Genomic DNA, 12,894 nt, shown 5'->3' with positions numbered 1-12,894 from the left:
GTACTTATAAATCCCCGAAATATAAGAACTAGAGGTAATGCCCGAGATATACTTGAAGGTAGATAGCGCTTATCCGGAGGATCAGGGGGCAGGCAAGGCACGGCTTGACCCTGACACCATGTTGCAGCTTCGGCTCAACCCGGGAGACCTCGTCGCCATCGAAGGAAAGCGTCGCACCGTAGCGAAGGTCTGGCGCGCCATGGTGAACGACTGGCACCAGGGCAAAGTTCGGATCGATAACTTCACCCGGCTCAATACCGGTGCGAGCATAGGCGACCGGGTCAAGATACGAACGCTCGATGAGGAGGCCGAGGCGAAACGGGTCGTGCTCGCGCCGCCCGAGGACCTCCCCAAACAGCTCCCCATCAACTACGGCAGCGTCGTCAACAAGCTGATCGACTTTCCGGTCGTCAAGAACGACTCCGTTCCGATCCAGGCCGGGCTCCCGTTCATGCAGCCCCAGCTCGTCGCGTTCAAGGCCGTGGTGGTCGAGCCGGAGAACGCCGTGATCATCACCAAGAACACGAAGATAGAGTTCTCCGAGAAGCCTGCGGCTGGATTCGAGGGGGTCAAGAGGATCAGCTACGAGGATATCGGCGGCCTCAAGGGCGAGCTGCAGCGGGTCCGCGAGACGATCGAACTGCCGATGCGCCACCCGGAGATCTTTCGGAAGCTCGGCATCGAGCCGCCGAAGGGCGTCCTCCTCTACGGCCCGCCGGGAACGGGTAAGACCCTGATCGCAAAGGCGGTCGCGAGCGAGAGCGGCGCCCACTTCATCTCGATCGCGGGGCCGGAGGTGATCTCGAAGTACTACGGCGAGAGCGAGCAGCGGCTCCGTGAGGTCTTTGAGGATGCACGGCAGCACGCTCCTGCGATCATCTTCATCGACGAGCTCGACTCGATCGCACCACGGCGCGAGGAGGTGACCGGGGAGGTCGAGCGCCGGGTGGTCGCCCAGCTCCTGACGATGATGGACGGCCTCGAGGAGCGCGGTCAGGTCGTGGTGATCGGGGCCACGAACCGGCTCGACGCCATCGACCCTGCGCTGCGCCGTCCCGGGCGATTCGACCGGGAGATCGAGATCGGGGTACCGGCAGAGGATGACCGGATCCAGGTTCTCCAGATCCACACCCGGGGCATGCCGCTTGCGGACGACGTGACGATCGCCGACGTCGCCCAGCAGACCCACGGGTTCGTCGGGGCGGATCTCGCCGCACTCGCCCGTGAGGCGGCGATCAAGGCACTGCGGCGCTACCTCCCCGAGATCGATCTCGAAGCCGACGAGATTCCGCCGGAGATCCTCGAGAAGATGGAGGTGCAGGGCAGGGACTTCCGCGATGCTCTCCGCGACGTGGGCCCGAGCGCCATGCGGGAGATCCTCCTCGAAGTCCCCCACACCACCTGGGCGGATGTCGGAGGCCTCGAAGAGGCGAAGCAGGATATCCGCGAGGCGGTGGAGTATCCGCTCACCGAGCGCGAGCGGTTCGAGAACCTCGGTATCGAGCCGCCGAAGGGTGTCCTCCTCTACGGCCCGCCGGGGACGGGTAAGACCCTGATCGCGAAGGCGGTCGCGAGCGAGAGCGGGGCGAACTTCGTCCCGGTCAAAGGCCCCCAGCTCCTCTCGAAGTGGGTCGGGGAGAGCGAGCGGGCGGTCCGGGAGATCTTCAAGAAGGCCCGGCAGGTGGCGCCGTCGATCATCTTCTTCGACGAACTCGACGCCCTCGCCCCCGCCCGGGGCGGCGGCACAGAGTCGCACGTGGTCGAGAGCGTCCTAAACCAGATCCTGACCGAGATCGACGGCCTCGAGGAACTCCGGGGCGTGGTGGTGATGGGTGCGACCAACCGTCCCGACATGGTCGATCCGGCGCTTCTCCGGCCCGGACGGTTCGACCGGCTCGTCTACATCGGCGAGCCCGGGCGGGAAGACCGGCAGAAGATCCTCTCCATCCACACCCGCTATATACCGATCGAGGGCTCGAAGATGGAAGACCTCGTGGCGATGACGGAGGGGCTCACCGAGAACGATCTCGAAGACCTGGTTCTCGCCGTGGGAGCGAACCGCCAGGTGAGCGCCGAAGAGCTGAAGGAGCACCGCGCTGCGATTGCACCGACCGAAGACGAGGGGCTTGCAAACCACGTCCGGCGGAAGAAACTCGTCGATCTCTTCGCGCAGCAGAAGGTGACTTTCGACGATCCCGCACGGGCCCTCCTCCTCAAGAAGATAGCAACCGACACCGAGGGGTTCGTCGGCTCGGATCTCGAGGCGCTCGCCCGGGAGGCGGCCATGCTCGCCATGCGGGAGAGTGCTGCCGTCGTGAGCCCTTCGCACTTCGAGCGGGCACGGGAGAAGGTGCACGCGACGATGAACGAGCGGCTGCGGCAGTACTACGGGAAGGTGCAGCAGCACTTCAAGGGCGGGCTGCCGAAAGATATCCAGCCCCCGGAATACCAGTAAGCGGATCTTCCGGGGGAATGCCCCCGGAGCACTCTTTTTTTACAACTTACCGTCCCCATCCGGGAAGATCCTCGTCTCTTCGGCCTGGGGTAATCTCACGGAAAAGTTCCCGTAAAGTGCGACGGACGGAACGTCCGGAGCATGAGCACCTTTAGGTGCGAGAACGCGAAGTGCGCGAAGTTCGGGAGGTGTAACCCCCTTTCGCGGTTTTGCGGCTTCGCGTGAGGATCTCTCCTAACCCTCACCGCCGGCCGTACCAGACAGCGACAACCGCAAGTGCCGCGAGCACGGCCGCCCACCCGGGCGCTGCCTGTGTCGGCTCCGCGGAAGGCTCCGCGGTCGTCTCCTCCGCCTGAGCCCGGATCCAGTCGACCGCATACGAGAGCTGGACGTCCTCCCCGGCCATCGCCCGCGCCAGGGTATCCCGGTCGAGCGGCACCCGCACCGTCGGGGCGACCCCGCCGACCAGGGACGCGTTGCTGTCGACCTGGATCCGGCCGTTCTCGTCGAGTGAGGCACCCTGCGGGAAGGCGGTCATGACCCCGAGGGGGAGCACCGGCCCCATCGACTCCATCCCGAACGCCCCGTTCGTCCCGTACCACGAGACGATCGCGCCTGTCCCGGACTCTGCAAAGACCTTCGGGAGGCCCTCGCCCGAACTGATGGTGTAGGGGCTGACGAGGAGAGCGACCGGGCCCTCGTAGCGGTCGGGCCGGGGCCGTGTCCATGACTCCCAGAGGACCGCGGGCTCCCCGGTGCCGGGGTCGTAGGTGGTGCCGTACTCGTAGAAGACCGGCCGATCCACGAACCACCCGGCGTAGGCGGCGGCCAGGTTGTCGTCCCCGCCCCGGTTGAACCGGAGGTCGATGACGATGCCGGGCGCACCGTCGGCGATCGCGTCCTTCATCGCCGCCTTGAAAGGCTGGTAGACATCATAAAACTCTTCGTAGACCGCGATGTAGGCGATCCCTCCCGGGAGTGTCCGGGTGGTCACGGTCTCGTTCGTGATCATTGCCTTGAGTTCCGCCGACGACCCGGCCGCTCCGTCGTTCACCTCGCGGCCGAGGAAGATGCTCGTCCGGGCGAGGGTCTCGTAGCCGTCGTCCGTTGCGGTCAGGTTGACCGTGCGGGGAACGGAATCCGCCGGGCCGGCAATGCCGATCTCCACCGGGGTGCCGACCGGCGCCCGGGTCAGGAATCGCAGTTTGTGGAGGAGGATGCCTTCCGCCGTCGAGGGCTTGATCGGCGTCCAGATGATCGAGGTCGCGTCGATCGCCTCCCCGACCGGCCGGCCGTTCCAGGAGACCACCTCGTCGCCGAACCGGATGCCCGCCCGCTCGGCATCGCTTCCGTTCGCGACGTAGGTCACGATCACCTCGCCCGAATCGAGCCGTGCGACACCGAGCCCGTAGCCCCCGCCGATGTCGGCATGCTTCGCCCCGAAGTCGTCGGGGGAGAGAACCAGGACGTGCCCGTCGGGGATGGCATAGACGAACTCGCGGAGCGTCCGGTAGTATGCGGCGCTGTCCTCGTTCTCCTCGGCCTCCGCAATCTTCGGCGCATACCCCGCATGCAGCGCGTCCCAGTCGACGCCGCGCCACTCCGTGAAGGCATAGCGCTCCTCCATGTAGGCGCAGGTCTCGCGGAAGGCAGCGCTCCAGGAGATGTTGCCGAGATCAGGGGGCTCCGTCAGGTTCGCCATGATGGGTGCATATGATGCCATCAGTTCCTCGTTGTAGGCTGTCTCGTTGTTGTGCTCGAACGGGACGGAGGCGTCCGTCCATACCATCCCGCACGAGTCGGTGTAGAGGCCGGCGGATGCCGGAGAGACGAGAGTGAGGAGCAGGGTGAACAGGATCGATCCGGCCCTCGCGGTCTGTGAACGCTTTGATTGCACGACTATCTACCTTTACCATCCATCTTTTGCCGGGGATTTGGAGTTTGCGTTTTCTTCCGGCATATTCGGACCGGCGAGCCGCCGGAGATCATTCCGGTGGATACGCGATCAGCCCTTCCTTGGCGCCCCGGACGAACCCTGCCTTCTCGTAGAGCCGGAAGACGTTTTGTTCGCGACGGCCGGACAGAAGCATCACCTTGTAACAGTCCTCGTTCCACGCGCACTCGAGCACACGGTTGAGGAGGGCCGTGCCGAACCCCCGGTTCCGGAACTCGCGACGGGTCACGACATTCTCGATGAGCCCGTAGGGTCGTGCGCCCCGGGTGAGGTTTTGGAGGATATAGAGGACGCACGTCGAGACGGGCACGCCCCCGCACTCGAGGAGGAAGAGATGGGTTCGCGGGTCGGCGAGGATCTCCTGCCAGGCTCTTTCCAGCGCACGGCCGTCGGCCTTCTCGTCGGCGTCGTGCAGGTGCGTATAGAGGGAGAGGACGGCGGCGAGGTCGTTCTCGGCGGCCTCCCGGACGAGCAGCGTGTCGCGTTCCATATATCTCAGTCTGCCTCTTCGGTAATCTGCTTTTGGCTCCGGAGCGGAGATCGCCCATGGTGTGGCCTCCCGGGGCAACCTATTTACCGCTCCATGCACAAGCATATACATCAAAGCGCATACCTGCCGCCCGGAGCCAATCCATGCCGAACTGCACCACGTTTCTCGACGCCAACGCCTGTAACCCTGAAAAGACTGCGCTCATCGTTCCCTCGACCGGAGAGTCATACACCCGCGCCGAACTCCTCGATCGGGTCTGCCGGGTCGGGCGCGGCCTCCTCGATCTCGGGGTCGGGCGCGGGGACCGCGTCTGCATCTACCTCGACAGTTCGACGGAATACCTCGTCAGTTACTTCGCTCTCTGGCGTATCGGCGCCGTCGCCGTCCCGACGAACCGGGTCTACCGGGAGAGCGAGGTTCTCTACGCCGTCCGCGACGCAGGGGCTGTCGCCGTCATCACCGACGCGGAGGGTGCGGCGCTCGTCGGCCGTATCCGGGACCAGGCATCGACCCTCCGGCACGTCGTCGCCGTCGGCGGGGAGGCTGCGGGCGCAATGCCGTGGGCGGATCTCCTCCGTGCACCGCCGGACTGTCGGGCCGTCCACTGCCGGTTCGACGACCTCTGCCAGATCCAGTACACGAGCGGCACCACCGGAAAACCCAAGGGCGCCATGCTCACCCACGGGAACTGGATCGCCGCGATGGATGCCGAGCGGGACGTTCTCCGGATCACCGATGCGGACGTCTACCTCGGGATTTATCCCATGGGGCACGTCGGCCTCAGCTGGGGGATCGCGACGCTCCGGGCCGGCGGAACCTACGTCGTCATGGAGCGGTTCGAGCTCGACCGCTACCTCGACCTCGCCCGCGATTACCGGGCGACGATCGTCGCCGGGATGCCGCCGGTGATCCACTCCCTCATCCAGACCCCGCCGGGAACCGAGACGGCGCTCGCCACCGCCCGGGCGATGATCAGCGGCGGCGGCCCCCTGACGCCCGGTGTCTGGAAACCCTTCCACGAACGGTTCGGTATTCCCATCGTCAACGCCTACGGCCTCTCCGAGACGGTCGTCGTCGGGACCGGAACCGCCATCCGGCCCGAACACTACGCGACCGCCGACGAGTTCCGGAGCGTCGGCACCCCGGTCGGGTTCTCGGAGGTGAAGATCGTCGATGCGAACGATCCTGCGCAGGAACTCAGGCCGGGTGTTGACGGCGAGATCGCCCTCCGGGGGCCGGGGGTGGCGCTTGGCTACTGGCAGATGCCCGAGGAGACCGCCGCCGTCTTTCTCCCCGACGGCTGGTTCCTGACCGGGGACATCGGCCACCTGGACGAGGACGGGATGCTCTACATCACCGACCGCAAGAAGGACATGATCGTGATGTCGGGCTGGAAGGTCTACCCGACCGAGGTCGAGGATGTCCTCGTCCAGCACCCGGGCGTCCGCGACGCGGCGGTCTTCGGGTGCACCGACGAGCACCGGGGCGAGGTTCCGGTGGCCGTGGTGGTTCCGGTAGGTAACGGCATCTCGCCTGACGAGATCGTCGCCTTCGCTCGCGAACGCCTCGCAGGCTACAAGGTTCCCCGCCGGGTCATCATCGCGGAAGAGATCCCCCGGGTGAACGGGTGGAAACTTCTCAGAAAGCGGCTTCGTGAGGAGTACTGCGGCGCCGGCAGTGACGAGGGTAATTATTTAGGAAAGGGCGGCAAAGGTCCTGTTTGAGGACACTTACCCGAGGTACAGACGTGGCAGACACCACCAAACGTTCGACAGGAATCGCGGGCCTGGATCTGGCGCTCGACGGAGGATTCTCTCCGGGCACCCGTATCGTCATCTCCGGATCTCCGCTGAGCGGCCTTGAACTCCTGGCACAGCAGTTCTGGCAGGAAGGGGAAGGGGCGGGAGCCTACCTGATGCTCGATACCGTGCCGGGGGAGAATATGATCGATGCACGGGGCATGGATCCTGCGGCGACGGCGGCGGCGATGGAGGGCGAGAAGATCATCGTGGACTCTCTCTCCACGCTGATCGCCGCCTGGGGGATCGATACGGCCGCCAGGTTCGTCCTCGAAGATACCCGCCCGATCATCGAGGGCGGTGCAAACATCGTCTATCTCCTCTACACGGGAGCCCACAGCCCCACCGAAGAGGCGCGGATCATGCGGGCGACCGACGTCTTCATCACCCTCAGGCAGGAGGTCAACGGCAACGAGTTCGAGCGGACGCTCGCCGTCGAGAAGTTCAAAGGTTCGGACGTGCCGCAGCGTGTCATCCCCTACAACATCATGGCGGACGGTATCGAGCTCTCGACGACGAGCAGGGTGGTCTAGCCGGTATACTCGGCCCGGACATCGCCCGCCGCAACAACCATATTCTTCAGTTTTCCGAGCGCCGCGTCACGCGTCTGCATCCTTAGACCGCAGTCGGGGTCGAGGAGCATGGCGTCGGGGGAGAAGAGATCGATGCCGGCCTCGATCCTCTTTTTGATCGTCTCGATGCTCTCGACGCCCGGATCGGCCGAGTCCACGCACCCGTAACCGATCATCCTGCCGCGCAGGTCTTTTGCCGAGAGCACCTCGAGGTTTTTGGGGTTGTTTGCGAACTCAAAATCGAATGCTGCGACGTTTATTTTGAGGACGTCGTCGATGACGTCCCCGAGGTTTCCGCAGACGTGGAGGCAGACGGGCACCCGGAGCATGCCGGCGATCGCGTTCACCGCCTCGCGGCCGACGGCGAGGTTCGCCGCCCCCGTCGAGAAGATGGGTTCGTCTACCTGGATGAGCGTGACCCCGGCCTCCTGGAGGTAGTTCGCCTCGACCGCGAGCGCCTGCGCGATATCGAGAACCAGTTCGTCTTTGTTCCTGTAGAACGGCGTCTCGATCGAGAGGCCGTGGGCGAGCGTGCTCGGCCCGGTGAGGATGCCCTTCACCTTCGGGTGCCTGGAGAGGGCGTACTTCGTGTCCGCAAGGGTGATCGGCCGGGCGGCCGGCTGAACCTTCCCGACGACCGACGACCCCCGGATCCCGGGGAGATGGGAGGTGAAGGCCCGGATCATGTCGCCCCGGACCTGGCCGTCGGAGATGATATCGATCCCGGCGCCGATCTGGTCGGCGACCGCTACCTCCACCGCATGTTTCAGCGGATCCATGAGGGCGCGAACCCCCGATCCTTTCACCACCGGGTAGCTCCCGACCACGGTGGTCGGGAGGAGCACGCTCGTCAGGGTCATCGGAATCTCCTCTGCCCGCTACGCAAGCACAACGATCCGTAGGTCGCCGGTGTATTTAATCTCATGGCGTCAGTCTGTGCCGGTCGCGCGGGAAGAGTACCGCTTCGCGGATGTTAGCGAGGTCGAGCATCGTCATCACCAGCCGCTCGATACCGAGACCCCATCCGGCATGCGGGGGCATCCCGTAGCGGAACGGCTTTAAATAGAACTCGAAACTCTCGGGAGAGAGGCCCTTTGCGCGAATCCGCTCCACCAGAAGGTCGTGATCGTGGATACGCTGGGCGCCGGAGGAGAGTTCCATCCGGGGATGCATCATATCGAACGCCTTGCAGAACTCGGGACGGTCGGGATACGGCATCGCGTAGTAGGGCCTGATATCGGTCGGCCAGTCGACGATGAAGTAGTGCTGCCCGACGGTATCCCCGATCGCCCGCTCGGCCGCCGGAGAGAGGTCGTCGCCGAAGGCGAGTTTCTCCTCGATGGTCTTGTTCGCGATCTCGATCGCCTCGGTGTACGGGATCCGGGGGAACGGTTTTGCCGGGATCTTGAGGTCGACCCCGAGTTCCTCGAGCGCGTCGGCGCAGTTCTTCGCGACGTGGTCGTAGACGTGGACGATCAGGTCTTCGAGGAGTTCCATGACGTCGTTGTGGTCGGCAAACGAGACCTCGACGTCGAGGCTCGTCGCCTCGTTGAGGTGCCGGACGGTATTGTGCTCCTCGGCGCGGAAGATGGGGCCGAGCTCGAAGACCGCCTCGAACCCGGCAGCCATCATCATCTGTTTATAGAGCTGCGGGCTCTGGTTCATGAACGCCTCTTTCTCGAAGTAGGCGATCGGGAAGAGTTCGGTGCCGCCCTCTGTCGCCGCCGCGACAACTTTCGGGGTGGTGATGTTGATGCAGCCGCGGGAGGCGAGGAACGCGATCGCGGAGGAGGTCACCGCCGACCGGACGAAGAAGATGGCGCGGACACGCGGTTTCCTCGCGTCCAGGAACCGGGAATCGAGCCGGGTGTCCATCTCGGCGGGAACCTTCTCGGCGACGTCGAGGGGGAGCGGGCTCTCTGCGGTGCTGATGATCTCGAGTTCCTCGGGGACGATCTCGCGCCCGCCGGGCGCCTTCTCGATTGCTTTGACCGTGCCCTGGACCCTGACCACGGACTCTCTCGAGACGCTCCGGGCGACTTCAAGGATCTCTGCCGTGACTTTCTTCTTCGGGATGGTCACCTGGATGATCCCGGTCCGGTCGCGGATCAGGAAGAACGCGAGTCCTCCGAGGTCGCGAACCTCGTGCACCCAGCCGACGATCTCGGCAGATTCCGTTTCCGGGGTTACGGCCCGTATTGGTTGACGCATGTGAAAAACCTGGATACAGTGTGGACCCCGGAAGGTATTTTGTTTTGCGCTCCGGGCCGGGAGAAAACTTCTGCGGGGCGGCCGCGGGAAAAGAGGAGGGCCGCCCCGGGAGGTGCGGGTCTTAGAGGAAGACCGCTGCGGAGATGACCGTCGTCCAGCGGCCGTCCATTACCCCTTCCGCCGCCTGGCAGGTGTGGGTCGTATTTATGATTCGGCCGCTCGCTTTGTAGATCTGCTCCCGCTCCTGCCATGCCTGGTCGGGGTCGAACTCGATCCCGAGCGTCGTCGCGAGCATGGTTGCCGCAAGGTCTTCTGCGTATTCGCCCGAGATCTCCTCCGTCTCCCCGAAGGCGTGGTGCTCGGAGAGGTAGCCGTAGGCGTTGCTCTCCTTGGGCATCGCGTGGCCGATTGCGGCGGAAGCAAGCCTGCTCGGTTCGTTGGTCTCGTTCCGGGCCATGACGACGTAGACGATGCTGCCCGGCGAGAGTTCTTTCAAACCCTCTTCCTTCGAGACCAGCTGGCAGTTCGGGGGGAAGATACTCGAGACGTAGACCAGATTGTACTTCTCGATGCCCGCCTGCCTGAGAGCCAGTTCAAACGATGCCAGTTTGTCTTTGTGGATCCCCACACCTTTCGTAAAGAAACACTTGGTCGGAACGAACATTAGGGATCTTCTTATCGTTTGGATTCTTTAATATTTTCGGTTATAACAGTCACAAATTGAAAAAGGAATAAAATTTCTCCCCTTTTTGGCATTAGGTCGATGAAGTTCCGACAAACCGGAAATCAGCCGGAAAAAAGCGGGTGGTTCATATGCCCCTGAGGGACTGCGGCCACGCCGGATCGTGTCTCTCCTTCCCTTCAGCGCGATCCGAACCGGAATTGCCGTAATATTTGTCCCGGACGCCTCCTGGTGAAGGGGCAGAGCGCATCTGTCAGGCGAGGTCTCCCCGCGCCTTGATCGCCTCCAGCGCCTCGAACGCCTCCCGTCGGACATCCCGATCAGAGTCCTGGAGAAGGGGCTGGAGCGCTTCGGAAGCGCCGGGAGCACCGATCTCCCCGAGAACGATGGCGGACCTGCGCCGGGTCTCGGCGTCGCCGGCACCGGTGAGGTCGATCAGGGCCGGTGCCGCCGACTCTCCGACCCGCCAGAGCGCCTCCATTGCCCGGTGCCGGGCGGCCTCGTCGCCGTTCCCGAGAGCCTCGATGAGCGGGCCGACGGCCGGCGTGCCGATGCCTGCGAGCGCACCGCCGACGTGCCACCTCACCTCACGGTCGGGGTCGGCAAGCGCCTCGATGAGCGGCGTAATCGCTTCGCCGGCCTTGACCTCCCCGAGCACCCGGGCTGCCCACCGGCGGACGGACGGCCGTTCGTCCTGGAGAGCAGCCGAGAGGGGGCCGACCGCCGGAGCGCTGATACGGGCGAGAACCGCTGCGTTTCGCCGCCGGAAGTCCTCGTCCTCGTCGCCAAGCGCCTCGATGCAGGGCTTGACCGCAGCCTTGCCGAAGGCGGTGAGCGTCTCGGCGGCGAGAGCCCTGGCCTGTTCGTCCGGGTCGCGAAGGAGAGCGACAAGCCCCTCGATGCCGCGTTCGTCATGGGTTTGCCGCACCCCGGCGATCGCACACCGCCTCACCCGGGGGTCGTCGTCGGCGAGCGCCTCCAGGAAGGTGTCCCTGGCGGGGAATCCTTCGAGCGCCTCCAGCGCCCCGCAGCGGACGGCCGCGTCCCCGTAGTGCGCCGCGTCCTTCAGGGCATCCACCGCCGGGCTCCCGAGAGCCCGGAGCGCCCGGACGACGTCCTGCCGCATGGCGTCGTCCGCGTGCAGGAATGTCCCGATGAGGTGGGGGATTGTCGCCGGCCCCACCCGGCCGAGGGCGGCCGCCGCCTCCCTGCGGACACACCAGTCCTCGTCGTCGAGCCCTTTCATCAGCGGGAGCACTGCGGCTTCCCCGATCTCCCCGAGCGCTCGAACCGCTCTCCACCGGGTTACGATATCCTCGCTCTCAAGCGAGAGAGCGAGTCCCGCTACCCGGGCTTCCTCCTCCGCATCGACTGATGCGTTCGTTTCCTCCCCCTTCCTGCGTCCGAACCGGTTCCACAGCCCCATCGGTATTCTCCTTACGATCGGTCTTCTCCGATGATGGTAGGTGGCAGAAGATGGAGTATAACCTTTCTGATCTTCTCCCGGAGGCACGGGAACCACCCGTTGCCGCTCTCTACCGCCGCCACCCCCGGAGGAACGCTTATATGGGATGGGACAGCATCCGGTGCTCCCGGGGGTGTGCCGCGGATGGGTCACGGGGCCCGGGCTCCCACGCGCGCCCGCAATGGATGGTGCGGAGACGGAGCCGGGGAGAGAACCTGCGGCCGGTCATGGCCTGCACCGTGTGGGGCACGAGAGTTTGTGTGGTTCGAGGCGGATTATGGGGCCATGCGGCTCTCTATCCGGAAGATGAAATGAGGTGAGATGAATGTACGCGGATAGGACGGTAAATTGTGTTGGATCCTGCCAGTCTCCCCTGCTCCTGATCGAGGAGGAGATGGAGGTGCTCGAGAAAGGGCAGGTTCTGCAGGTGACGGCCGACAGGCCCGACCTGGTCGAGATGGTCAGGTCGTGGGCCGATAAGAGCGGGCATAAGGTCGAGGAGGAGCACGTCGCGAGCGGCGTTACGACCCTCATCGTGCGCAAGGGAGCGGCACCGGCGGTAGAAGCGACGTGATCGATCGGCAGGGGTGGCGTATCTTTAGACCCGCGGCGCCGATGTCCATTTGATGATCCGGGGGGTGAAGATCTCCATCTGCGAGCAGAGCGCCCGGCTCCTCGGCATGGAACCAGCGGGTTTCATCGGGGAAGGGGTGGTCGCCCTCAACGTTCTCGCGGTCATCCCGCCGGGTTACGGGGGAGAGACCCGCCCGGCCGGTCTTTGCTTCTTTAGCGGCGACTCCGGATCGCCGGGACGGTCGAAGAAACAGTTAAACGCCTGGGGGCTATTACACCGGTGTAGGTGAAAGATTTGGCGGATCAGATCGGATACAGCCAGAAGGTGATGGAGCACTTCATGAACCCGCATAACGTCGGGGTGATCGAGAACCCGGACGGTTACGGCAAGGTCGGCAACCCTGTCTGCGGGGATATCATGGAGATCTTCATCAAGGTCAAGGACGACGTCATCGAGGATATCAGGTTCCGGACGTTCGGGTGCGGGTCGGCGATCGCGACGAGCAGCATGGTGACCGACATGGCCAGGGGGAAGACGCTCGATGAGGCGCTGAAGATCACCCGCGACGACGTCGCGACCGAGCTCGAGGGGCTGCCCCCGAAGAAGATGCACTGCTCGAACCTTGCGGCGGACGCGCTCCACGCGGCGATCGAGGATTACCGGGGGAAGCAGAAGAACGAGTGAAGGGGTCT

The 12,894-nt window shown here is 64.6% G+C and carries 12 protein-coding genes; 6 read left to right on the top strand and 6 right to left on the bottom strand.

What is annotated here, in order from left to right; genetic code table 11:
• The first annotated feature begins 37 nt into the window (after nt 1-37).
• Nucleotides 38-2,455, top strand: a complete 2,418-nt coding sequence (locus MCUHO_RS08145) for a CDC48 family AAA ATPase (RefSeq protein WP_067076581.1) — start codon at nt 38-40, stop codon at nt 2,453-2,455.
• Nucleotides 2,456-2,696: 241 nt separating this feature from the next.
• On the opposite strand, the gene MCUHO_RS08140 is transcribed toward MCUHO_RS08145, so the two are convergent.
• Nucleotides 2,697-4,352, bottom strand: a complete 1,656-nt coding sequence (locus MCUHO_RS08140; protein WP_153020023.1) for a S41 family peptidase — start codon at nt 4,350-4,352, stop codon at nt 2,697-2,699.
• A gap of 88 nt (nt 4,353-4,440) precedes the next feature.
• A complete protein-coding gene (locus MCUHO_RS08135) occupies nt 4,441-4,899 on the bottom strand; it encodes a GNAT family N-acetyltransferase (protein WP_067076576.1) in 459 nt (152 codons plus the stop codon).
• Between the two features lie 143 nt (nt 4,900-5,042).
• Here MCUHO_RS08135 and MCUHO_RS08130 point away from each other — a divergent pair, with 143 nt between their 5' ends.
• Together MCUHO_RS08130 and MCUHO_RS08125 are read left to right on the top strand one after the other, a co-directional pair.
• Entirely contained in the window at nt 5,043-6,623 is a 1,581-nt protein-coding gene (locus MCUHO_RS08130; RefSeq protein ID WP_067076571.1) for a class I adenylate-forming enzyme family protein, read from the top strand.
• 23 nt (nt 6,624-6,646) lie between these two features.
• Nucleotides 6,647-7,231, top strand: a complete 585-nt coding sequence (locus MCUHO_RS08125; RefSeq protein WP_067076568.1) for an RAD55 family ATPase — start codon at nt 6,647-6,649, stop codon at nt 7,229-7,231.
• On the opposite strand, the gene MCUHO_RS08120 is transcribed toward MCUHO_RS08125, so the two are convergent.
• From MCUHO_RS08120 to MCUHO_RS08105, 4 genes are all read right to left on the bottom strand, one after another.
• The gene (locus MCUHO_RS08120) at nt 7,228-8,130 is read right to left on the bottom strand and encodes a methionine synthase (RefSeq protein WP_067076565.1); all 903 of its coding nucleotides are present in this window, start codon (nt 8,128-8,130) and stop codon (nt 7,228-7,230) included. The two genes, MCUHO_RS08125 and MCUHO_RS08120, sit on opposite strands and share 4 nt — an antisense overlap.
• 61 nt (nt 8,131-8,191) lie before the next feature.
• Entirely contained in the window at nt 8,192-9,481 is a 1,290-nt protein-coding gene (gene aspS / locus MCUHO_RS08115; protein WP_067076561.1) for an aspartate--tRNA(Asn) ligase, read from the bottom strand.
• A 121-nt stretch (nt 9,482-9,602) separates the two neighbouring features.
• Nucleotides 9,603-10,145: a pyruvoyl-dependent arginine decarboxylase gene (locus MCUHO_RS08110; RefSeq protein ID WP_067076548.1), complete on the bottom strand. Its 543-nt coding sequence runs from the start codon at nt 10,143-10,145 to the stop codon at nt 9,603-9,605.
• A gap of 271 nt (nt 10,146-10,416) precedes the next feature.
• Entirely contained in the window at nt 10,417-11,589 is a 1,173-nt protein-coding gene (locus MCUHO_RS08105; protein WP_067076545.1) for a HEAT repeat domain-containing protein, read from the bottom strand.
• A 364-nt stretch (nt 11,590-11,953) separates the two neighbouring features.
• On the opposite strand from MCUHO_RS08105, the gene MCUHO_RS08100 reads away from it, so the two are divergent.
• From MCUHO_RS08100 to nifU, 3 genes are all read left to right on the top strand, one after another.
• Entirely contained in the window at nt 11,954-12,202 is a 249-nt protein-coding gene (locus MCUHO_RS08100) for a sulfurtransferase TusA family protein (RefSeq protein ID WP_067076543.1), read from the top strand.
• Between the two features lie 64 nt (nt 12,203-12,266).
• Entirely contained in the window at nt 12,267-12,491 is a 225-nt protein-coding gene (locus MCUHO_RS08095; RefSeq protein WP_161485889.1) for a hypothetical protein, read from the top strand.
• A gap of 5 nt (nt 12,492-12,496) precedes the next feature.
• A complete protein-coding gene (gene nifU, locus MCUHO_RS08090; RefSeq protein ID WP_201786420.1) occupies nt 12,497-12,886 on the top strand; it encodes a Fe-S cluster assembly scaffold protein NifU in 390 nt (129 codons plus the stop codon).
• Nucleotides 12,887-12,894 lie beyond the last annotated feature (8 nt).

The sequence above is a fragment of the Methanoculleus horonobensis genome (assembly GCF_001602375.1).
GTDB lineage: Archaea > Halobacteriota > Methanomicrobia > Methanomicrobiales > Methanoculleaceae > Methanoculleus > Methanoculleus horonobensis.
Note: the sequence above shows the minus strand (reverse complement) of the source record. Positions and strands in the feature narration are given on the sequence as shown.